This is a genomic window from Pseudomonas sp. NY15463 (genome assembly GCF_048068415.1).
In the GTDB taxonomy this organism is placed as follows: domain Bacteria; phylum Pseudomonadota; class Gammaproteobacteria; order Pseudomonadales; family Pseudomonadaceae; genus Aquipseudomonas; species Aquipseudomonas mosselii_C.
On record NZ_JBLUQD010000003.1, the window covers coordinates 603,127 to 625,430 of the forward strand.

Consider the following 22,304-nt stretch of genomic DNA (forward strand, 5'->3'; position numbering starts at 1 on the left):
CTTATAGCGCGATGCTCATGCCGTCGAACGCGACTTCCACGCCACGGCGCTCGACTTCGGCGCGCTCTGGCGAGTCTTCATCGAGGATCGGGTTGGTGTTGTTGATGTGAATGAGCACCTTGCGCTGGCGCGGGAAACCGTCCAGCACTTCGAGCATGCCGCCCGGGCCGTTCTGCGCCAGGTGGCCCATCTCGCGGCCGGTGCGGGTGCCCACGCCTCGCCGCTGCATTTCATCATCCTCCCAGAGCGTACCGTCCACCAGCAGGCAGTCGGCGCCGTGCATCATTTGCAGCAGCGAGTCGTCGACCTGGCCCAGGCCCGGCGCATAGAACAGCTTGCCGCCTGTGCGGGTGTCCTCGACCAGCAGGCCAAGGTTGTCGCCTGGGTGCGGGTCGAAGCGGTGCGGCGAGTAGGGCGGTGCGGCACTGCGCAGCGGGAAGGGCGTGAAGCGCAGGTTCGGACAGGCGTCGATGACGAAGCTGCCGTGCAGCTCGATGCGGTTCCATTGCAGGCCACCGTTCCAGTGGCTGAGCATGTTGAACAGGGGGAAACCGGTGGTCAGGTCCTGGTGGACCATGTCGGTGCACCAGACCTTGTGTGGGCAGCCCTCGCGCAGGCTGAGCAGGCCAGTGGTGTGGTCGATCTGGCTGTCCAGCAGGACGATGGCGTCGATGCCGGTATCGCGCAGCGCACGGGCCGGCTGCAGCGGAGCGAAGGCCTGGAGCTGGGCGCGGATATCGGGGGAGGCGTTGCACAGGATCCAATGCTCGCCATCATCGGACAGGGCGATGGACGATTGGGTGCGCGCCGTGGCGCGCAAGCTGCCCTCGCGGTAACCCTTGCAGTTGACGCAGTTGCAGTTCCACTGCGGGAACCCACCACCGGCTGCTGAGCCGAGAATCTGGATGTACATGGCCACTCTCTATCCGAAAAACCCAATCCGAAAACGAAAACGCCCCGGCAGGCCGAGGCGTCGAACCGCAGCGCTGCTTAGCGGTTGGCGAAGTACATGGTGACTTCGAAGCCGATACGCAGGTCGGTGTACGCAGGTTTGGTCCACATGGGATGTCTCCTTCGGGATGGGTTTGGGTTGAATGACTGTCTATGGACACCGCGTTTAGCAGAAGGGTCCAAAAAACAAGATTGCGCTATCTTACAAGAATTGAATGTACTGAAAGGTTAATTCTTCGAAAAGCGCCGTTACATTTCAGGTAACAATCCGTGGGGCTCTTACTGCCAGCGAGCGTCCGGTGCGTGGGCATTGGCTAGACAGAGCCAGCCGTGGCGGGCACTGATCAGTTGCTGCAACAACGCGTCCAGCGAGGGCTGCTCAAGCTTCAGGATAGACGTGCTGATGCAGGAGAGGTCTGAATTGTGTTTCCCAATGTGCGCTTGCCAGGCCCATTGCGCCACCTCCGCGTTAGGCATGGCGGCCTCGTCGAATTGCTTGGCCAGTTGCTCGCGGGCCGCAGCGTTCAGGCCGATGCCCTCACCCAGCAGCGTCAACAGGTGATCGAGGATTTGCGCGTGACTGCCGCGGGGCGACTGCACCCCGAACAGCAACCCGCCGACGCCGTCGATCTGACGAAAGGTGCTGAACACCGCATAGCCCAATTGCAACTCAACCCGTAGACGTTGGTAAACCGGGCCTTGCAGCAACTGCGCGAGCAGGCGTCCGGCGGCTTGGAGTGCCTCTGGCAACGGACAGAACAGCAACAGCGCCGCTTCACTGCCCGGCACGTGCACTTGCTGCCAGCGCCGACCTGCAGGCGAACGAACCGCGCAGGGCTCGCCCGGCTGGCCCATGACGCCTTTCAGTGCGGCCCCCAGGGCGCCGAGCTGGGCGTTGTCGAAGCCTATGGCCAGGCCGTGCCAGCGGGCCTGCTGCCAGAGGCCGTCCAGCGATGCTTGTGTCGGTTGGCAGGCTGGCGGTGTGGGTGGATCGTAGGCATGTAGTGCATCGGGCAAGGCTTTGAGCAGCGCCCGCAGTGGAATCAGCGCAGGTTCGGCCGCCGCTTCGCGGTGCCAGTGCTCGGCAGCCGGAGCGCGCAACAGCGCCAGTGCTTCAGCCGTCGCCCGGATCACAGACAGCGGATCCCCAGCGATGCGTAACTCCCAGTGCTCGCCAGCGGCGCTCAGGTTCAGTTGCAGTGAGGCACGCTCGGCACGCGTCTGCAGCGGTCGTAGGGCGCTTTGCAGGATCAACAGCAGGCGCGCGCGCAGCGGCGAGGGGATCTGCCAACGCAGGTACAGCGCTGCGAACTGACGCGTACACGGCAAACCGTCACTGAGGCTCAGGCTCGCCGGGAGTGGCGCGCTGGCAGCCAGGTGGGCGGTGTCCAGCAACGGTTCTTCGCCTGGCAGCCGCCAGTGGCCGTCAGTGCCTTGGGGCAGGTCGCTTAGCAGGGCTTCGAGGGCCTTCAGGCCATGCGCATCCAATCCGGCGAACGGCCGCCCTTCACTGTCTCTGCGCGCCAGCTCCAGGGCCTCTGCGGCCTGGGCACGGCGCTGTTGCACTTGTGCGTAGGCGTGATTGAGGTGTAGGAGATCCTGTCGCTGGAGAAAGCCCAGCCAGCCGTGTAGCAGGGCTTGTGCCTGGGTATGCGAGGCCTGCTCGGTCAGTTGCAGCGCGATGTGCCACAGCAGTTGCCCAGCATGCGCATGCAGTGTGTGCGCCGTGCACTCGCGCAGCCAGCCTCGCAGGTCCAGTTCGGCCAGCCAGCCGCCGGCGCGGGTGTCGGTGAGGTGGCTCAGCAGCAGGTCGAGTGCGTGCTGTGCGCCGGGTGGCAGGTGATCGTGGGCGAACAGCAGCGCGTCGCTGCGCAGCGGCCCGTCGAGCAGCGGCGGCGGGCTTTTTTGCACAGCCCGTCGCCCTGCTCTGAAGAGCACTGCGTACTGTCTGCCAAGTTGTTCCAATTCATCCAGGGCTTGCGGGCCGGCCAGGCTGAGGACGAGTTGCCCGCCTTGGTAGAAGTCGTGATGGAACCGCGCCAGCGCCTGCTGAAAGGCGGCGTCACCCAACGCCAGGGTGTAGCGGTTGCCAGCGTGGAAGGCGCATAGCGGATGACGGGGCGAGACTGCCTGCAACAGGGCGAACTGGCGCTGCGCTTCGGGGTTGCGCGACCAGGCGATGAATTCGGCGTGAATCACCTCGCGCTCGCGACGCTGGCGGGCGAGCGACAGGTCCGGCTCGGCAAGCATTTGGCACAGGCGCTCCAGCCCGCCGCCTAGGGCGTTGGGTGGAACTTCGAAAAAGTAGTCGGTGGTGCGCTCGCGGGTGCTGGCGTTCACCTGGCCGCCCAGGCCTTGGACGTAACGCATCAAGCCGTCTTCCAGTGGAAAGCGTGGCGTGCCTAGAAAGAACAGGTGTTCGAGAAAGTGCGCCAGGCCCGGCCAGCGACGCGGGGCGTCATGGCTGCCCGCGTGGACCCGCAACGCCGCGGCCGCGCGCTTGAGGCGCGGGGCATGCCGCAGGGTGAGCTGCAAGCCGTTGGGCAGAGTGATGTGGCGAATGGCATCGGGCATGGGCGAATGCTAGCGCGCGGCCGTGTCTGGAACCAGTGCGCAGCGTATCCGGCGACGAGCTTTTCAGCGCTGGCGCCAATGCAGATCCTGGCGCAGGTCAGCCAGATACGGGAATGCCTCGCGCCCACGTGCCACGCGCTCACGCTCAATGTCTGCCAGCAGCAGGCCTGGTTCTTGCGCGGCCAGCGCCAGCTGACTGCCGTCTGGCCCGACGATGCTGCTCTGGCCGCAATAGTGGATGTCGCCCTCTGCACCACAATAGTTGGCGTACACCAGGTAACACTGGTTTTCCTGCGCCCGCGAGCGCACGGTCACCTGGCAGACGAAATCGTAAGGCGCCATGTTCGCCGTTGGGACCAGGATCAGCTCGGCACCGGCCAAGGCTAGGCGCCGCGCGTTCTCCGGGAACTCGATGTCGTAGCAGATCAGCATGCCGACCTTCCAGCCGTCTAGCTCGACCACTGGGAAGTGATTGGCGCCAGGGCTGAACATAGCCCGGTCGAGCGTGCCGAACAGGTGGGTCTTGCGGTAGTTGCACAGGCTGCGACCCTGGGCGTCGATCAGTTGCACGCTGTTGTACAGCGCGCCGTCGCCGGCCCGCTCGGGGTAGCCGTAAACGATGGCGATGCGCTGGGCCTGGGCGATCTCCGCCACCGCCAGTGCCGACCGACCGTCGGCAGGCTCAGCCAGGCGGCTCACCTGTGCCAGGCCGATGTTGTAGCCGCTCAGGAACATCTCCGGGCACACCAGCAACTGGGCACCACGCGCGGCGGCATATTCGGCCTGCTGGCGCAGGCGTACGAGGTTGCCGGGAACGTCCAGCGGGCCGGGGTGGCCCTGGTACAGGGCGATGCGCATGCGACGACTCCTTGGGTTCAGTCGGCCAGAGCGATTGGCCCGATGTCGTCGAACACATCGCCCGGTCCTGGGTTGTCCGGGTGGGTCCGGCCACCGAAGTGGGTCATGATACCCCACACCGCATTCAACGATGTCTGCACTGCGCCTTCCACCCAAGCCGGTGTCCATGACACATCGTCACCAGCGATGAACATGCCACGCTGCTCGGCCGGCATGTCCTGCTGCATGAAGTGCGCATACATGCGCTGGTTGTAGCGGTAGTGGCCCGGCAGTGCACCCTTGAAAGCGCCCAGGAAGTAGGGGTCGGCCTCCCACGAGATGGTGATCGGGTCACCGATGATATGCCCGGCGATGTCGGTCTTGGGGTAGATCTTTTTCAGTGCATCGAGGGCCAGTTGTACGCGCTTTTCGGTGGGGTGCGGCAGCATCTTCAGGGCATCGCTCATCCAGGCGTAGGACAGGCAGATCACCCCCGGTTTGTCGTCGCCGTTGTCGAACAGGTAAGTGCCGCGGGTGAGGCGATCGGTGAGGGTCATGCTCATCAGGTCGCGCCCGGTCTGCGGGTCCTTGTCCTTCCAGAATGGCCGATCCACCATCACGAAGGTCTTCGACGCCTGCATGTAGCGGGTACGGTCCAGGGCCATCCACATCTTCTGCGAGAACAGCGACTCCTCGCAGTCGATCTGCGTGGTCAGCAGCCAGCTCTGGCAGGTAATGAGCACGGCGGCGTAGTGACGCACGTCGCCATAGTTGTCGGTGACCGCCAGGCGACCGTCACTGGCGCGGGCGATGCGCTTGACCCCGGTACGCGGCGCGCCGCCGTGCAGCCCGCTGAGGCTGGTGCCGGCCGGCCAGTGAGCGCAGCGCTGTGGCACATGGCGCCAGATGCCTTGGGGCACTTGCTCGACCCCGCCCACCACCAGATGCTGGTGATCGTCGCAGTTGGTCATGACCACGCGGAAGATCTCCAGCATCGAGTTGGGGAAATCCGAATCCCAGCCCCCGGTGCCAAAGCCGACCTGGCCGAACACCTCGCGGTGCTGGAAGCTCAGCTTGGCGAACGAACGCGAGGTGGCGACGAAGTCGTAGAAGGTGCGGTCGTCCCACAGCGGCACCAGTGTGTTCCACAGGGCCTTGAGGCGCGGTACGTCGCGCTCGCGGATGGCCTGCTGGATCTCGCTGAACTGCGCGCCGCTCTCCAGTGCGTCGGCCCAGGCATCGGCCACTTCATGGAACAGCGCCGGCAGGTCGGCGGCTTTTTCGGCGTAATAGGTCTGGCCTTCCAGGTCGATCACCGTGCTGCCCGAGGCGGGGGTGAGCGGGTTGGGGAATGGCTTGGTCTCAAGCCCCAGTTTGTCGACGTAGTGATAGAAGGCCGTCGAAGACACCGGGAAACGCATGCCCCCCAACTCGGCGACGATGCCATCGGTGCCGTTGAATACTTGCGAGCGCAGCCGGCCACCGAGTTTCGAGGCCTCGTACACCACAGGCTTGAGGCCTAGCTTCATCAATTCGTAAGCCGCCACCAGCCCAGCAATCCCGCCGCCAACGATCGCCACCTCTTCCCCGTGCCGCTCGGGCGGGATGCTGCCCAGCCCGGCCGGGTGTTCCAGCCAGTCGTCGAAGGCGAACGGAAAGTCCGGGCCGAAGATCGTGATGGGCTTCTTGCCGTCGGCGGGGTGGCGGTTGTTCTTGTTCATGAAATGACCTTGCCAGAGGGCTGCGCAGGGGGGCGGAGCCTGAGTATAGAAAATGCCTGGAGGTCATTTTAGGCAGCGGGGTGTTCGTAAATAAGAGGCAGAGTGCTGTCGATATGTTGATTGTTTCGTCGTTATGAATGACTTTTATGGCAAATCGTCAGCTCGGCTGCCCACGGTCCACCTTGCTGCTGAGGATGATCGACGTGGTGGTTTTCTCCACGCCGTCGAGGCTGCCGATCTGATCGAGCAATTGGTCCAGTTGCTCGGGCGAATCGCTGTGCAGCCAGGCCACGTAGTCGAACTCGCCACTGACCGCGCAGAGCTGCTGGACTTGGCCCATGGCGCTGAGGTGGCGGACGATGTCCTTGCCCGAGCGCGGTTGCACCTTGATGCCGACGTAGGCTTGCAGCCCACCCCCGACCAGGCGCTGGCCCAGGCGCACGCCATAACCGGTGATGACCTTGTGCCGTTCGAGGCGCTCCAGGCGCGAGTTCACCGTGGTGCGTGCGATACCGAGGTGACGGGCGAGGGTAGCGACGCTTTCGCGTGCGTTGATTTGCAGCAGCGCGATCAGCTGACGGTCGATCTCGTCGAGGGTGATGGTGGAAGTGGCCGGCATGGTAGGTCCCTGAATTCGGACCGCTAGCCTATCGCAATCGACGGCTGTCGCCAGCACTCGCTGTTGTCGTGGGGGCTGGCGGTAGTCAGCGGGCGCTGTCAGTTGAGCAAGGTGTCCTGTTCAACGTGCGGCGCTGGTCGGCGCGGCAGTTGCGGAGCAGGGCGAATAGCTGCTCCCGGTCAGGCCCTCGATCCAGTACCCAAGCGCTGCACGGGATTCTGTAGCGGGGTATCGAGGGAGAAAATAGAACGAGTGTGCTAAAGGCACATTGCCGTAGGTGGCTGCCAAAGTGGGTTCAGAAACGCAAAAGCCGCGCAGTAGCGCGGCTTCGGTCGTTTGGTGGGCCCACACGGACTCGAACCGTGGACCAAAGGATTATGAGTCCTCTGCTCTAACCGACTGAGCTATAGGCCCTCAGTAGGAGCGCCGGATTATAACGACGGTTTCGATCGTGTGCCATCTGAAAGATCCGATAGTGCTATGCGCAGGAAGGTCGCGGCAAACTCCTCGGGGGGGAGCGGCAAGCTGACGATGTAGCCCTGGATCTGTGCGCAGCCTTCGGCGGCGAGGAAACGTTGCTGGGCCTGGTTCTCCACGCCCTCGGCGATGATGGTCAGCTGCATGCTGCGGCCCAGGGCAATGATCGCGCGGGCGATGGCGGCGTCGTGGGGGTCGTCGGGTAGGCCGCGAATGAACGATTGGTCGATCTTCAGGATATCCAGCGGCAGGCGCTTGAGGTAACTGAGCGAAGAATAACCAGTGCCGAAATCGTCGATGGCCAGCTGTACGCCAAGCTGCTTGAGCTGATACAGCACGCTCAGCGCTTCCTCGGCCTGGCTCATGATGAAGTTTTCGGTGATCTCCAGTTGCAGGTCGCCGGCCTTGAGTTGATAGGTCTTGAGCAACTGTTCTATGCGCTTGGCCAGGTTGGGTTGGCGCAACTGGGCACCGGCCAGGTTGATCGACAGCGGGCCGAAGGGGCAGTAGGTGCGTTTCCAGGTGTGCATCTGCCGGCAGGCCTGCTCGAGCACCCAGTCGCCGAGTTGCAGGATGGTGCCGTTCTCTTCGGCCAGGTGAATGAACTGCTCGGGTGGCACTTCGCCGAAGGTCGGGTGGGTCCAGCGCACGAGCGCTTCGGCGCCGACCAGGGATTGGGTCTTGAGGCTGAACTTGGGCTGGAAGCTCAGGCTCATCTCGTTGCGCTCGATGGCGCGGCGCAGTTCGTGTTCCAGGGCTATGCGCTCGCTGGCCTGGGCGGTGAGGTCGCGGGTGTAGGCCTCTACCCGGTTGCGGCCCTTAGCTTTGGAGCGGTACATCGCGGCATCGGCATTGCGGATCAGCTCGGCGGTGTCGGCGCCGTCCTGTGGATACAGGCTGATCCCGATACTGGCGCTGGTGAAGAACTCGTGCTCGCCTGCCTGGAACGGGGCGTGGAAGCAGGCCAGCAGCTTGTTGGCGATGGCGCTGGCGTCACTGGGCTTGTGCAGGCCGGGCAGCAGGATGATGAACTCGTCGCCGCCCAGACGGGCCACGGTGTCGACGTCGCGCACCTGTTCCTTGAGGCGCTGGGCGATGCCCTTGAGCAGCAGGTCGCCGACCGGATGGCCGAGGCTGTCGTTGATGTGCTTGAAACGGTCGAGGTCGAGGAACAGCACCGCGCCCTGACGGTTGGACGCCTGCGCACAGGCCAAGGCGGCCTGTAGGCGGTTTTCGAACAAGGTGCGGTTGGGCAGGCCGGTCAGTGGGTCGTGGTGGGCCTGGTAGTCGAGCTTGGCCTGGGCGTGCTTGAGGCTGGAGATATCCGCGAACACGGCAACGAAGTGGGTGGTCTCGCGCTCGTGGTTGCGCACCGCGCTGATGGTCAGCCAGCCGGGGTACAGCTCGCCGTTCTTGCGCTTGTTGTAGATCTCGCCTTGCCAGTGACCTTCGGCATTCAGCTGATGCCACATGGCGGCGTAGAATGCGCTGTCGTGCTGGCCGGAGGCGAGCAGGCGCGGGGTCTGGCCGAGGGCTTCGATCTCGCTGTAGCCGGTGATTTCGCTGAACGCGCGGTTGACCGCGCTGATGCGTTGGTCGGGGTCTGTGATCAGCACGCCTTCGGCAGTGTTTTCGAACACCGTGGCGGCCAGTTGCAGTTTCTCCTGCATCAGGTGGCGTTCGGTAATGTCGCGGGCGATGGTCAGCATACAGTCGACCCCGCCAATTGGCAGAGGTCGGGCGGACAGCTCGCACAGGCGGATCTGGCCGTCGCTGCGGCGAATGTGGCAACTGAAGTCGCGCACGAAGCCCTCGCGCTGAAGGCCGTCGACTAAGCGCTGGCGTTCGTTCAGGTCGACCCAGATCCCAAGGTCGAGCGAGGTCTGGTCGACCGTGGGTGTGATGTTGTAGCCGGTCAGGCGGCAGAAGCCTTCGTTCACCTCCAGCAGCAAGCCGTCGCTCTGGCGCGACAACAGCAAGCCGTCTGGAGAGGCGTGGAAGGCCTTGGCGAATTTTTCTTCGGAAATCTGCAACTGCTCCTGGGTTTCCTTGAGCTGGCTGATGTCGCGCACCGCGACCACGAAGGCCTGGTTGCCATCCAAGTCGAAGGTTTCGGCCGAGGTCAGGCCGGTGAACAGTTGCCCATTGCTGCGCCGGAAGGTCATTTCCATGTTGCGGATACCACCGCGTTGCAGGCGTTCGAGCAACAGTGGGCCAGTACCGTTCTCGCCCCACAGGTCCAGCTCGGTGGCCGTGCGCCCGAGAACCTGACCGGGGCTCAGGCCGATTTGCTCCTCGAAGGCTTCGTTCACTTCGAGCAGACAGCCGTCGCTGTGCCGGGCAATCACCAGGATGTCGGGGCATTGCTGGAATACCGAGGCGAACTTCTGTTCCGACAGGCGCAGGGCATCCTCGGTCTTCTTGGTTTCGCTGATGTCGATCATCAGGCCGCGCATCAGCGGTTTGGGGCCGTGCTGGATCATGCTGACGATGTTGCGTACCCACAGGGCGTGGCCATCGGCGCGGATCACCCGATAGTCAAGGCTGTGGTCGCGGCCAGCGGCGGTCTCGCTGTCGCAGAACGCCTGGGCCCACAACGCATCTTCAGGGTGCAGGATGCTGCGCCAGAAACCGGGCTTGAGCCATTCGGCCAGCGGGTAGCCGAGCAGGTCCTCGGCATGCGGCGAGACATAGCTGTAGGTGAAGTCGTTGGCGTCGGCTTCCCAGGCGATGGCGGAGAGGCTTTCGATCAGGCCCCGGTAGTGATACTCGCTGCTGCGCAGCTCCTGCTCCAGAGCGATGCGCCGTGAAATCTCGGAGCTGAGCCTGCGGTTGATGCGGATCACCACGATCAGCACGCTCATCAACAGCACGGCCGTTGGTAGGCCGTATATCAGCATGTCGTTCCAGAAGCTGCGCTGGTCGACCACATTGCCCACCCAGCGTTGCTGGATCTGGCTGACCTCGGCACTGCTCATGTCGGCCATGACTTTGTCGAGGATGCCCACCAGGATCTTTTGCTCGCGTGGTGCGGCCATGGCCAGCTGGTAGCGGTAGGGCGTCTCGCCGCTGACATACAGGCCGTCGAGCTTGAGCTGGCGCAGGCTCCAGATGCTCGAGGCCAGGTCGCCCACCACTGCGTCCACTTCATCGGTGGCCAAGGCTTGCAGCGCGGAGCTGACGTTGGGCATGGCCACTAGGTTGAGGTCGGGGTGGTGGGTGCGCAGCAGCTCGTGGGGTGCGTAGTTCTCGACCACCGCGATCTTCAAGCCATACAGGTCCTTGAGGTTGCGTGGCTGGGCTGCGCCGGAGTGGGCGAGAATGACGATCGGAAAGTCCAGGTAGGGGCGCGTGAAGGCCAGGTAATTCTGCCTCTCAGGCGTGGACATGATGCCGGGCAGCAGGTCGATCTGGTTGCTGCGCGCCTGTTCGAGCACTTCTGTCCAACTGCTCGGCTCGACAGGCTTGAGCGTGATGCCCAAACGCTCCTGAATCAATGCGATGTAATCGGCGGCCAATCCCTGGTAGCGACCTTCCTGGTCGCGAAACTCGAACGGTGGCCAGGACGCATCTACGCCAAGGCGCAACTGCGGATGGGCACCGAGCCAGGCTTTTTCCTCGTCAGTCAGGGCAAGCGCGCCGGCCGTTGTGTTCCACAGGCACAGGAACACCAACAGAAGGGCCGGCATCAGGGGCATAACGGCCTCTCGAATCAGGGGGGTCTGACGTCGAGTGTAGACGGGCAGGCGGGCCGGGTAGGCCCTGTACGCGACCTTTTTGCGGATAAAAAAACCCCGGCGTGTGCCGGGGTTGTTCATCACTCGTCGAGGAACGAGCGTAGGTGCTCGCTTCGCGTCGGGTGGCGCAGCTTGCGCAGCGCCTTGGCTTCGATCTGACGGATCCGCTCGCGGGTCACGTCGAACTGCTTGCCGACCTCTTCGAGGGTGTGGTCGGTGTTCATGTCGATACCGAAACGCATGCGCAGCACTTTGGCTTCGCGTGCGGTCAGGCCCGAGAGCACGTCACGGGTCGCTTCCTTGAGGCTTTCGACCGTGGCCACATCGATCGGGGACTGCATGGTGGAGTCCTCGATGAAGTCGCCCAGGTGCGAATCTTCGTCGTCACCGATCGGGGTTTCCATGGAGATCGGCTCTTTGGCGATCTTCAGGACCTTGCGGATCTTGTCCTCAGGCATCTCCATGCGCTCACCCAGCTCTTCCGGGGTCGGTTCACGACCCATTTCCTGCAACATCTGGCGGGAAATGCGGTTGAGCTTGTTGATGGTCTCGATCATGTGCACCGGAATTCGGATGGTGCGCGCCTGGTCGGCAATTGAGCGGGTGATCGCCTGGCGAATCCACCAGGTAGCGTAGGTCGAGAACTTGTAGCCACGACGGTATTCGAACTTGTCCACCGCCTTCATCAGACCGATGTTGCCTTCCTGAATCAGGTCGAGGAACTGCAGGCCACGGTTGGTGTACTTCTTGGCGATGGAAATCACCAGACGCAGGTTCGCCTCGACCATTTCTTTCTTGGCGCGGCGGGCCTTGGCCTCGCCGATCGACATGCGACGGTTGATTTCCTTGATCTCGGCGACGGTCAGGCCGGTTTCGGTCTCAAGGTCGATCAGTTTCTGCTGGCATGCGACGATCGCGGCGTCTTTCTCACCCAGGGCGGCAGCCCATTTGGTGTTGCGCTTGGCGAGGTCGCCGGACCAGGTCTGGTCGGTCTCGTTGCTCGGGAACAGGCGCAGGAAGTCGGCACGCGGCATACGCGCGTCACGCACGCACAGCTGCATGATCGCACGCTCTTGCTGGCGCAGGCGGTCCAGAGCACCGCGCACGCGCTCTACCAGCGCATCGAACTGCTTGGGTACCAGCTTGATCGGCATGAACAGGTCGGCCAGTGCCTGCATCGCTGCGATGCTGTCGGCGTGGCTGCGACCGTGCTTCTTCAATACCTTGAGGGTAATCGCGAGCTGGTCGGCGACGGCGCCGAAGCGCTGACGGGCAACTTCCGGGTCCGGACCGCTCTCGGTCTCTTCCTCGTCGTCGCTGCTCTCTTCGCTGTCTTCTTCCTCGTCCTCTTCTTCCTTCGCGGCAGCGGCCTTGGCGCCTGGGATCGGCACCTCTTCGGTCGGCGCGGCGATGTTGTCGTCAGGATCGATGTAACCGCTGAGGACGTCGGAGAGGCGGCCACCTTCGGTGGTGACGCGGTCGTATTCGCCGAGGATGTGGTCGACGGTGCCCGGGAAGTGGGCGATAGCGCCCATGACTTCACGAATGCCTTCCTCGATACGCTTGGCGATTTCGATTTCGCCTTCGCGGGTCAGCAGCTCGACGGTACCCATTTCGCGCATGTACATGCGCACAGGGTCGGTCGTGCGGCCGATATCGGTTTCGACTGCAGCCAACGCGGCTGCGGCTTCTTCGGCTGCGGCTTCGTCGGTGTCGGCTTCCGCCAACAACAGGGCATCCGCATCCGGAGCACTCTCGAATACGTTGATCCCCATGTCGTTGATCATGCGGATGATGTCTTCCACCTGTTCCGGATCTGAAATATCCTCAGGCAGGTGGTCGTTGACCTCCGCGTAAGTCAGGTAGCCCTGCTCACGACCGCGGGTGATCAACTCTTTGATACGAGATTGCTGTTGCGCTTTTCCGGACATAACACCCTATCCACTGAAGGTCTTGGCGGGCAAAAAACAAGCCGAGGATTATACCCGAGCATGGACCTCACGCGCCAGATGAGGTCGGGTTTTGTGCGGGAACATTCCGACTGAGTAGGGCGAGCAGCTGGGATTTTTCCTCTGTGCTCAACTCGCTTTGACGCGATTTCCTCAGCAATTGTTCCAGGCTTCGCTCGCGCTGGCGGGCGGTCAAGCTAGTTATAGTGTCGAAAAACTGTTGTTCAAGGTTGTCGGCATCGATCAGCCATTCCTTTTCGGCCAGCGCCCGCAGCAAGCGGCCTTGCTCGGTTCCGTGCCAGCGTGCGATCAGCTGCATTGAGCTTAGCTTAGGATTCTTCTGTGCGGCCTCGATCAGGGCCACCAGCAACTGGCTGTAGAGCTGCTCTTCGTCGGCAAAATGACTTGCGTCGTCGACCTTGCCGGCCAGCAGCGGGTGGTGCAGCAGGGTGCGCAGCGCTGACAGGGTCGGCGGCTCCACCGGCGCCGGCACCCGCGGTGGGGCTTCGTCGCGCTGGCCATCGCGGCGCCAGGGCTTACCGCCTTTCTTGTCCCACGGCTTGCCATCCCACGACTTCTTGCCGCCGCCTTTGTGGGGTGTCCAGGCCGGTTGCTCCTGGCTCGCCGGGGCGTAGTCGGGCATGTGCTGCATATCGCCGTAGTCTGGCGCGTAGCTGGCCATGGCGTCATAGTCGTAGCCAGGGTCGTAGTTCGGTACGCTGTTGCTGGCTGGCGCCTTTTGCGCCAGTTGCTCCACCTGCTGTGGATCGAGCCCGGTAATTTCTCGCAGGCGGTTGCGCATCAACTGGCGCAGATTGGCGCCAGGTACTTGCTCGATCAGCGGCGCCGCGAGGGTTGCCATGTGTGCCTTGCCTTCGAGCGAGCGCGGATCGGCCTCGCTGCTCAGTTGCTCGAAGAAGTAGTCCGCCAGGGGCTGTGCGTGCTGGTTGATGCGTGCCAGGAAGGCGTCGGTGCCTTCGGCGCGTACGAGGCTGTCCGGGTCCTCGCCTTCGGGCAGGAACAGAAAGCGCGCGCGGCGTCCGTCTTGCAGGCTCAACAGCGTCGATTCCAGGGCGCGCCAGGCGGCCTTGCGGCCGGCCTGGTCGCCGTCGAAACAGAACAGCACGCTGGGCACCACGCGAAACAGTCGCTTGAGGTGCTCCTCGCTGGTGGCCGTGCCGAGGGTGGCCACGGCATTGCGCAGGCCCTGTTGGGCCAGGGCGATCACGTCCATGTAGCCCTCGACCACGATGATCTCGTCGAGGTTGCGGTTGTGCTTGCGCGCCTCGTACAGGCCGTACAGCTCCTGGCCTTTGTGGAATACCGGGGTTTCCGGGGAGTTCAGGTACTTGGGCTTGTCGTCGCCCAGTACCCGACCGCCGAAGGCGATCACCCGGCCGCGGCTGTCGCGGATAGGGAACATCACCCGGTCGCGGAAGCGGTCATAGCGCTTGCCGCTTTCGGCGTTCTCGATCAGCAGTCCGGCGTCGATCATCACCTTCTGTTGCAGGCTATCGGCGCCCAGGTGCTTGAGCAGGTTGTCCCAGCCGGGTGGGGCGAAACCCAGGCTGAAGTCGCGGGCGATTTCCCCCGACAGCCCGCGGCCCTTGAGGTACGCCACCGCGGCTTTGCGGGTCGGATGGCTGCGCAGGGCCTGGCGGTAGAACTCAGTGGCGGCTTCGAGCAGCGGGTATAGGGGCGAATCGACCGGCTGTCGGGGCTTTTGTCCACGCCTGCCCTCCTCGCGGGGCACTTCCATGCCGGCGGCTCGGGCCAGTTCCTCGACGGCCTGGGGAAAATCCAGGTTGTCGTGGTCCATGATGAAGCCGAGTGCGTTGCCACCGGCACCGCAACCGAAGCAGTAGTAGAACTGCTTGTCGGGGCTGACGGTGAAGGAAGGGGATTTTTCCTTGTGGAACGGGCAGCAGGCGGAGAGATTCTTGCCGGTCTTCTTGAGTTGGACGCGCGAACTCACCACATCGACGATGTCGGTGCGGTTCAGAAGATCATCGATGAAACTTTGGGGAATCAGCCCGGCCATGGCAGCCTCGTCATCTGGCAACTGGCAAGTCTAAACGCTTGTGCGCGGGTTTGGCGTGGGGTTTTGCAGGAGAGGGTGTGTGCTCGTCACCAGCCACGAATGGCTCGTCAGAAAGGACGTGCACGCCTGGTCAAAGACCAGTTCTGACGCGTTGTTGCAGATTGCCCATGGCTTTTGCCGGGGCACCCAAGGCGCATGGCCTAGGGCTTGAAGCAACCGCTACCATCAACCCGGCACGAGGCCGGGCTTGGCAGAAGCTTTGCGAAGAACGTCTGTATTAGTACAGACGAACGGCGCGGCGCTGTTCGCGCTGAACTTTCTTGGCGTGACGCTTAACAGCGGCAGCGGCTTTGCGCTTACGCTCGGCGGTCGGCTTCTCGTAAAACTCGCGGCTACGAACTTCAGCCAGTACACCGGCTTTTTCGCAGGAGCGCTTGAAACGACGCAGAGCTACGTCGAAGGGTTCGTTCTCTTTAACTTTGACGGCTGGCATCCAGGGCTACCTTAATTCATTACCGGGGTAGACGTGCTCCTGGCAAAACATAAGGTGTGCTGGAGAACGTCGGTTTTCAAGGGTTGCGGATGTTAACCCTTAGCTGGCCGGAATGCAAAGCCTCTGATCGAAAACCGCTGGTCGGCACAGGGTACGGGGACTATCATGCGCGCCTTCGAATTCAGCCTCCACAAGGCACGGACCCATGCTAGTACTGGGATTAGAAACATCCTGCGACGAAACCGGTGTCGCATTATACGACAGTGAACGCGGCCTGTTGGCCGATGCGCTGTTCAGTCAAATCGACCTGCACCGCGTCTATGGCGGCGTGGTGCCGGAGCTTGCCTCGCGCGATCACGTCAAGCGCATGCTGCCGCTGATCCGCCAGGTGTTGCAGGAGGCCGACCGCGTCGCTGCAGATATCGACGCCATCGCCTACACCGCAGGTCCTGGCCTGGTCGGTGCGCTGCTGGTGGGGGCCTCGTGCGCCCAGGCCCTGGCGTTCGCCTGGGATATTCCGGCCATTGGCGTGCACCATATGGAAGGCCATTTGCTGGCGCCGATGCTCGAAGAGCAGCCGCCAGCGTTTCCGTTCGTCGCTTTGTTGGTCTCCGGTGGGCACACCCAGCTGGTGCGTGTCGATGGTATCGGTCGCTATGAGTTGCTCGGCGAGAGCCTGGACGATGCCGCTGGCGAGGCCTTCGACAAGACCGCCAAGCTGATCGGGCTCAATTATCCGGGCGGCCCCGAGATCGCCCGTTTGGCCGAGCAGGGTACGCCGGGGCGCTTCGTGTTCCCACGTCCGATGTGCGACCGCCCAGGTTTGCAATTCAGCTTCAGTGGTCTCAAGACCTTTGCCTTGAACACCTGGCAGCAGTGCCGCGATGCCGGAGACGACAACGAACAAACCCGTTGCGACGTGTCGCTGGCCTTCCAACAGGCCGTGGTGGAGACTCTCACCTTCAAGTGCAAGCGCGCCCTCAAGCAGACCGGCCTCAAGCGCTTGGTCATTGCCGGTGGGGTGAGTGCCAATCAGGCCCTGCGTACCTCGCTCGAGGCGATGCTGGACAGTATCAAGGGCAATGTTTATTACGCCCGCCCGCGTTTTTGCACCGACAACGGCGCGATGATCGCTTATGCCGGCTGCCAGCGCCTGTTGGCCGGACAGCAACAAGACCTGGCAATCAGCGTGCAGGCACGCTGGCCGATGGAGCAGTTGCCGCCGGTCTGAAAGTCAGTGGTTGTGGGCGCGGCGTGTCAGAAATGCCGTTCGCGCCCGGCGAACAGGTCACGTAGGTTGCTGCGGTGACGCCAGACGATCATGACCGTCAGTACGCTCATCGGCAGCAGGGCCGCAGGCTCGCGCCAGGCCAGCAGAGGCAGGATCAGGGGCGTGGCGATCAGCGCCGCCAGCGAGCTGGTGCGGGTCAGCCAGAAGGTCAGCAGCCATGCGCCGATGGCCAGCAGCGCTGCCGGGAAATACAACGCCATGAGCATGCCGGCGGCGGTGGCGACGCCCTTGCCGCCCTGGAAGCGGAAGTACAGCGGGAACAGGTGGCCCAGTACCGCGCAAACCCCGACCCAGGCTTGCGCTTGCAGGTCGAGCCCGGCCAGGCGTGCCAGCAGCACGGGCAACAGGCCCTTGCACAGATCGCCGAGCAGGGTGAGGATCGCCAGTTTGCGGCCTGCCAGACGCAGCATGTTGGTCGCGCCCGCGTTGCCCGAGCCACAGGAACGTGGGTCGGGGCTGCCATTGAGGCGGCTCAGGACGATGGCGAAGGACACAGAGCCAAGCAGGTAGGCAAGCAGCGCCAGTGACCAAAACATGCTAACTATTCCGGGCGAGGACGCCCTGATTCTAACGGCGCCCGTCGCCCTTGTCGTGCTGTGGAGAGAAGTGCTTGGACAGAGTGTTCATCGAAGGCCTGGAAGTCGATACCGTCATCGGTGCCTATGACTGGGAGCGGGATATTCGCCAGTGCCTGCGCCTGGACCTGAGTTTCGCCTGGGACAACCGCCCGGCAGCGGCCGGTGACGACCTGGCCCTGGCGCTGGACTATGCCAGCGTGTCAGCGCGGATCCAGGCCTTTGCCGAGCAGGCCCGCTTCGAGTTGGTCGAGACCTTCGCCGAGCGTTTGGTGGCCGTGCTGATGGCCGAGTTCGACATTCCTTGGGTGCGCTTGAAGCTGACCAAGCCGGGCGCTGTGCCGGCGGCCCGTGGTGGTGTAGGCGTGGAGATCGAGCGCGGATGTCTCTGAGTACGGTTTACCTCGGGCTGGGCAGCAATATCGACCGCGAGCGGCACCTGTGCGCGGGCCTCGATGCCCTGGCGGGCATGTTGAGCGACATGCACTGTTCCACGGTATTCGAAAGCCAGCCGGTGGGGATCAAGAGTGGGCCGTTCCTCAACCTGGTGGTGTGTGGCAAGACCGACTTGCCCTTGCTGGAACTCGATCGCCGGCTCAAGTTCATCGAGGCTGACAATGGTCGCTATGCGCCTGAGCGCAAAGGCTTGCCATTGGATATCGACGTGCTGATGTATGACGAGCTACATGGCACATTCAACGGGCTGGTGTTGCCACGCGCCGAGATACTGAAGAACGCCTTCGTACTCTGGCCGCTGTCGCTGCTGGCGCCCGAGCTGGTGCACCCGGAGGTGGGCAAGTCGATGGCGCAGTTGTGGCAAGAGGCGCGCATCGAGCAGGTGCTGGCGCCGGTGCCGTTCGAATGGCGTGGGTTGCAACTGACCCCGATGTGAGCCTGTACCAGCCTCTTCGCGGGCAAGCCCGCGAAGAGGCTGCTAGCGTCAGCCCATTCTGTAAGCCTTGAGCGCGCTCAGTCGCTCACCTTTGAGCGCCTCACCCAGGGCTTGGCCGGTGAGCCCGGCCCGTACCAACGGCTGCACATCCACGTTGCGCGCCGCTGCCGCAGCCCCGCGCAGGTACTCAGCCTGTGGATAACCGGGTTGGTCATGCCCCAGCGCTGCCGCCTCGCATGCGGCGATAAAGTCCTCAAAGCGCTGCGGCCGCCGATACACATCGAATTTCTGCAGCATCTCCAGTAGCTCAACAGGTGTCAGTGACAGTGCACTGTCAGCCTTCTCGGCAAACTCACCCACCAGCACCGCCAGCTCCTGGCATTCGCGCGGCGCCTTGAAGCGCTGGTTGAGCGCCTTGATCGCCGCAGGTTCCAGCTCGCGCAACAAGCACGCCCAGCGTACTGCCAGCGGCTGCTGTTGCTGGGCGGCCTGTTGTAGCGTCGCCAGTGATTCGAGGCTGTGCTCCAGTTCGGGCATGAGTTCGTGCAAGGCGCCGCAGCGCTCCAGCACCTCGAAAAAGACCTGGGGCTCGCTTTCCAGCAGTGCCCGCTCGATCTCCTTCCAACTGCGTTCGGCGGTCAGTGCCTGCAACTCGCCCGATTCACTGATCTGGCGCATGAGGGCGAGGGTGTCGTCAGCCACGTGGAAACCCAGCGGGGCGTAGCGTGCGGCGAAGCGGGCGACGCGCAGTACACGCAAGGGATCTTCGGCGAACGCCGGTGAAACGTGGCGCAGAATGCGGCTTTCCAGGTCGGCCTTGCCCTGATAGGGATCGTACAGCTGGCCGTGCTCGTCCTCGGCCATGGCATTGATGGTCAGGTCGCGGCGGATAAGGTCTTGTTCGAGGGTGACATCAGGGCTGGCATGGAACGTGAAACCGCCGTACCCGCGCCCGCTTTTGCGTTCGGTACGGGCGAGGGCGTATTCCTCGCCCGTACGCGGGTGGAGAAAAACCGGAAAATCAGCGCCCACCGGGCGAAAGCCCTTGGCCTGCATCTGCTCGACGGTGGCGCCGACCACCAGCCAGTCGATATCGCTGACCGCGCGGCCGAGCAGGCGGTCGCGCACGGCGCCGCCAACCTTGTAGATCTGCATGTTGAACCTCCATTACTGCCGACAGGATACCTTGTCGGCAGTAATGGAGAAGGCTTGCCCTAGAGGTGATGCACTACGGCCAAGTCCATGCGCCCGTAGTCGCTGGCCTCGCCATGCTCGCTGCGCGGTGGCATGTGATGGGTCTTGACCACCTGATCGCCTTGTACGGTTTCCAGGTGGATGTCGAAGCCCCACAGACGGTGCAGGTGCTTGAGCACCTCCTCGGTCGAGTCGCCCAGCGGCTTGCGGTTGTGCTGTTGGTGGCGAAGGGTAAGGGAGCGGTCGCCGCGCCGGTCGATGCTCCAGATCTGTACGTTGGGTTCACGGTTGCCCAGGTTGTACTGGGCGGCCAGTTGTTCGCGAATGGTACGGTAGCCATCTTCGTCGTGGATCGCGGGCACCAGCAGGTCGTCGCGCTGATCGTCGTCTAGGATGCTGAACAGCTTCAGGTCGCGCATCACCTTGGGCGACAGGTACTGCAGGATGAAACTCTCGTCCTTGAAGCTACTCATGGCGAACTTGATGGTAGAAAGCCAATCGCTGCCAGCAATCTCGGGGAACCAGTGGCGATCCTCATCGGTTGGGTTTTCGCACATGCGGCGGATGTCGGTATACATGGCGAACCCCAGCGCATAGGGGTTGATGCCGCTGTAGTAAGGGCTGTCGAAGCCCGGCTGGAACACCACGCTGGTGTGCGACTGGAGAAACTCCATCATGAAGCCGTCGGTGATCAGGCCTTCGTCATACAGGTCGTTCATCAGGGTGTAGTGCCAGAAGGTGGCCCAGCCTTCGTTCATGACCTGGGTCTGGCGCTGTGGATAGAAGTACTGCGCAATCTTGCGCACGATACGCACCACCTCGCGCTGCCAGGGTTCCAGCAGCGGAGCGTGCTTTTCGATGAAGTACAGGATGTTTTCCTGGGGTTCGGCCGGGAAGCGCGCGTCGTCTTTCTCGCCGGCCTTTTCCGCACCCTTGGGGATGGTGCGCCACAGGTCGTTGATCTGCCGTTGCAGGTGTTCCTCGCGTTCTTTCTGGCGCCGGCGTTCCTCCTCGGCGGAAATCGGGTAAGGACGCTTGTAGCGGTCCACGCCGTAGTTCATCAGGGCGTGGCAGGAGTCGATCAGATCCTCGACGGCGTCGATGCCGTGGCGTTCCTCGCACTGGGCGATGTACTGCTTGGCGAACACCAGGTAGTCGATGATCGAGCTGGCGTCGGTCCAGGTGCGGAACAGGTAGTTGCCCTTGAAAAAGCTGTTGTGGCCATAGCAGGCGTGGGCAATCACCAGTGCCTGCATGCACATGGTATTTTCTTCCATCAGGTAGGCGATGCACGGATCGGAGTTGATCACGATCTCGTAGGCCAGGCCCATCTGGCCGCGGCTGTAGGATTTCTCGGTGCTGAGGAACTGCTTGCCGTAGGACCAGTGGTGATAGCCCAGCGGCATGCCCACCGAGGCATATGCGTCCATCATTTGCTCGGCGGTGATCACCTCGATCTGGTTGGGATAGGTATCCAGCGCGTAGCGCGCAGCCAGCCGGCTGATTTCGCGGTCGTAGGTCTGGATCAGCTCGAACGTCCATTCCGAGCCCACGGAAATAGGTTGGCGTCTCTGTGCTCTGGCGGTCATGTGGCTAACCTGCGCTGGAAGAGTTCACGGAAGACCGGATAGATGTCACCGGCCGATACCAACTGCTGCTGGGCGAAGGTGTCGGGGAACGCTTCGCCGATGCGTTCGTACTCGTACCACAGCGCCTGGTGTTCGCGCGGGGTGATCTCGACGTAAGTGTAGTACTGCACGTGCGGCATGATCTGCTTGGAGAGGATGTCGCGGCAGATGGGCGAGTCGTCGTTCCAGTTGTCGCCGTCGGAAGCCTGGGCGGCGTAGATGTTCCAGTCGCTGGCCGGGTAGCGCTCGGCCATGATCTCCTGCATCAGCTTGAGCGCGCTGGAGACGATGGTGCCGCCGGTTTCGCGGGAGTAGAAGAACTCCTCCTCGTCCACTTCGCGGGCGCTGGTGTGGTGGCGAATGAACACCACCTCGATGCGGTCGTAGTTCCGCTTGAGGAACAGGTACAGCAGGATGAAAAAGCGCTTGGCGATGTCCTTGGTGGCCTGGGTCATCGAGCCAGACACGTCCATCAGGCAGAACATCACCGCCTTGGAACTGGGGTTGGGCTGCTTGACCAGCAGGTTGTACTTGAGGTCGAAGGTGTCGAGGAACGGCAGGCGATTGATGCGCGCCTTGAGACGTTCGATCTCGGCTTCGGTGTCCTGGATATCGGTGAAGTTGTCCGGCTCTTCGACGCGCAGGCGCTCCAGTTCCTTTTGCGCTTCGCGCAGCAGGGCGCGGCTGCTGCCGGTCAGGGCAATGCGCCGGGCATGGGCTGAGCGCAGCGTGCGCACGATGTTGATGCGCGAGGGGTTGCCCTCGTTGGCGATGCCGGCACGAACGGTCTTGAAGGTGTCGGCGCCGGTCAGGTGGCGCTTGACCAGGTTGGGCAGCTCCAGGTCCTCGAACATGAACTCGAGGAATTCTTCCTGGGTGATCTGGAACACGAAGTCGTCCATGCCTTCGCCGGAGTTGCCGGCTTTGCCGCGTCCGCCACCTCCGCCGCCGCCTTGTGGGCGGGCGATGTGTTCGCCGGCAGTGAACTCCTTGTTGCCGGGGTGCACGATGGTCTGCTTGCCGCCACGGCCATGGTGCAGCACCGGCTCGTCGATGTCGCGACCCGGAATGCTGATCTGTTCGCCGTGCTCCATGTCCATGATCGAGCGCCGGCTCACGGCTTCTTCGACAGCTTTCTTGATGTGCTCACGGTACCGCCGCAGGAAGCGCTGGCGATTGACCGTGCTCTTGTTCTTGCCGTTCAGGCGTCGGTCGATAACGTAGCTCATGGGCCCTCCGGTAGCTGGGTACAGCTGCAAGCCACAAGCTTCAAGCTGCAAGAAAGAGCAACCAGCGCCGCTGCAAGCTGTGGCGCCGGGCTCGCG

Annotated in this window: 17 protein-coding genes and 1 tRNA gene; 3 read left to right on the forward strand and 15 right to left on the reverse strand. The window is 63.1% G+C overall.

Features of this window, described 5'->3' with window-relative positions; all coding sequences use genetic code 11:
- Nucleotide 1 precedes the first annotated feature (1 nt).
- From pqqB to rpsU, 11 genes are all read right to left on the reverse strand, one after another.
- Nucleotides 2-913: a pyrroloquinoline quinone biosynthesis protein PqqB gene (pqqB, locus tag ACNFIC_RS10520; RefSeq protein ID WP_138220373.1), complete on the reverse strand. Its 912-nt coding sequence runs from the start codon at nt 911-913 to the stop codon at nt 2-4.
- A 77-nt stretch (nt 914-990) separates the two neighbouring features.
- Nucleotides 991-1,062 carry a pyrroloquinoline quinone precursor peptide PqqA gene (pqqA, locus tag ACNFIC_RS10525; protein WP_003243383.1) on the reverse strand — a complete coding sequence of 24 codons (72 nt, stop codon included), beginning with the start codon at nt 1,060-1,062 and terminating at the stop codon, nt 991-993.
- Nucleotides 1,063-1,230: 168 nt separating this feature from the next.
- Nucleotides 1,231-3,525: a pyrroloquinoline quinone biosynthesis protein PqqF gene (pqqF, locus tag ACNFIC_RS10530; protein WP_416780959.1), complete on the reverse strand. Its 2,295-nt coding sequence runs from the start codon at nt 3,523-3,525 to the stop codon at nt 1,231-1,233.
- A gap of 63 nt (nt 3,526-3,588) precedes the next feature.
- Nucleotides 3,589-4,383 (reverse strand): carbon-nitrogen hydrolase family protein, encoded by a 795-nt coding sequence (locus ACNFIC_RS10535; RefSeq protein WP_416780960.1) that lies wholly within the window; start codon nt 4,381-4,383, stop codon nt 3,589-3,591.
- A 17-nt stretch (nt 4,384-4,400) separates the two neighbouring features.
- Entirely contained in the window at nt 4,401-6,083 is a 1,683-nt protein-coding gene (locus tag ACNFIC_RS10540) for a flavin monoamine oxidase family protein (protein WP_416780961.1), read from the reverse strand.
- 157 nt (nt 6,084-6,240) lie between these two features.
- Nucleotides 6,241-6,702, reverse strand: a complete 462-nt coding sequence (locus ACNFIC_RS10545; protein ID WP_138220369.1) for an Lrp/AsnC family transcriptional regulator — start codon at nt 6,700-6,702, stop codon at nt 6,241-6,243.
- Nucleotides 6,703-7,039: 337 nt separating this feature from the next.
- Nucleotides 7,040-7,116 (reverse strand) — tRNA-Ile (locus ACNFIC_RS10550).
- 17 nt (nt 7,117-7,133) lie between these two features.
- The gene (locus ACNFIC_RS10555; protein ID WP_416780962.1) at nt 7,134-10,877 is read right to left on the reverse strand and encodes a bifunctional diguanylate cyclase/phosphodiesterase; all 3,744 of its coding nucleotides are present in this window, start codon (nt 10,875-10,877) and stop codon (nt 7,134-7,136) included.
- Between the two features lie 119 nt (nt 10,878-10,996).
- Nucleotides 10,997-12,847 (reverse strand): RNA polymerase sigma factor RpoD, encoded by a 1,851-nt coding sequence (gene rpoD, locus ACNFIC_RS10560; RefSeq protein ID WP_416780963.1) that lies wholly within the window; start codon nt 12,845-12,847, stop codon nt 10,997-10,999.
- 67 nt (nt 12,848-12,914) lie between these two features.
- Nucleotides 12,915-14,906: a DNA primase gene (gene dnaG, locus ACNFIC_RS10565; RefSeq protein WP_416780964.1), complete on the reverse strand. Its 1,992-nt coding sequence runs from the start codon at nt 14,904-14,906 to the stop codon at nt 12,915-12,917.
- 277 nt (nt 14,907-15,183) lie between these two features.
- Nucleotides 15,184-15,399, reverse strand: a complete 216-nt coding sequence (rpsU, locus tag ACNFIC_RS10570) for a 30S ribosomal protein S21 (RefSeq protein WP_003255575.1) — start codon at nt 15,397-15,399, stop codon at nt 15,184-15,186.
- Between the two features lie 205 nt (nt 15,400-15,604).
- On the opposite strand from rpsU, the gene tsaD reads away from it, so the two are divergent.
- A complete protein-coding gene (tsaD, locus tag ACNFIC_RS10575) occupies nt 15,605-16,630 on the forward strand; it encodes a tRNA (adenosine(37)-N6)-threonylcarbamoyltransferase complex transferase subunit TsaD (RefSeq protein WP_138220365.1) in 1,026 nt (341 codons plus the stop codon).
- Nucleotides 16,631-16,656: 26 nt separating this feature from the next.
- On the opposite strand, the gene plsY is transcribed toward tsaD, so the two are convergent.
- The gene (gene plsY, locus ACNFIC_RS10580) at nt 16,657-17,226 is read right to left on the reverse strand and encodes a glycerol-3-phosphate 1-O-acyltransferase PlsY (RefSeq protein WP_138220364.1); all 570 of its coding nucleotides are present in this window, start codon (nt 17,224-17,226) and stop codon (nt 16,657-16,659) included.
- 74 nt (nt 17,227-17,300) lie between these two features.
- On the opposite strand from plsY, the gene folB reads away from it, so the two are divergent.
- A complete protein-coding gene (gene folB, locus ACNFIC_RS10585) occupies nt 17,301-17,657 on the forward strand; it encodes a dihydroneopterin aldolase (RefSeq protein ID WP_138220363.1) in 357 nt (118 codons plus the stop codon).
- Entirely contained in the window at nt 17,648-18,157 is a 510-nt protein-coding gene (gene folK, locus ACNFIC_RS10590; protein ID WP_138220362.1) for a 2-amino-4-hydroxy-6-hydroxymethyldihydropteridine diphosphokinase, read from the forward strand. Before folB ends, folK begins: the two co-directional genes overlap by 10 nt.
- Before the next feature lie 48 nt (nt 18,158-18,205).
- Here folK and ACNFIC_RS10595 read toward each other — a convergent pair whose 3' ends face one another.
- The 3 genes from ACNFIC_RS10595 to ACNFIC_RS10605 are packed head-to-tail and all read right to left on the reverse strand — an operon-like array spanning nt 18,206 to nt 22,208.
- Nucleotides 18,206-19,312: a multifunctional CCA addition/repair protein gene (locus tag ACNFIC_RS10595; protein ID WP_416780965.1), complete on the reverse strand. Its 1,107-nt coding sequence runs from the start codon at nt 19,310-19,312 to the stop codon at nt 18,206-18,208.
- A gap of 59 nt (nt 19,313-19,371) precedes the next feature.
- Nucleotides 19,372-20,940 carry a SpoVR family protein gene (locus tag ACNFIC_RS10600; RefSeq protein ID WP_416780966.1) on the reverse strand — a complete coding sequence of 523 codons (1,569 nt, stop codon included), beginning with the start codon at nt 20,938-20,940 and terminating at the stop codon, nt 19,372-19,374.
- A complete protein-coding gene (locus ACNFIC_RS10605; protein ID WP_416780967.1) occupies nt 20,937-22,208 on the reverse strand; it encodes a YeaH/YhbH family protein in 1,272 nt (423 codons plus the stop codon). Before ACNFIC_RS10605 ends, ACNFIC_RS10600 begins: the two co-directional genes overlap by 4 nt.
- Nucleotides 22,209-22,304: the final 96 nt, after the last annotated feature.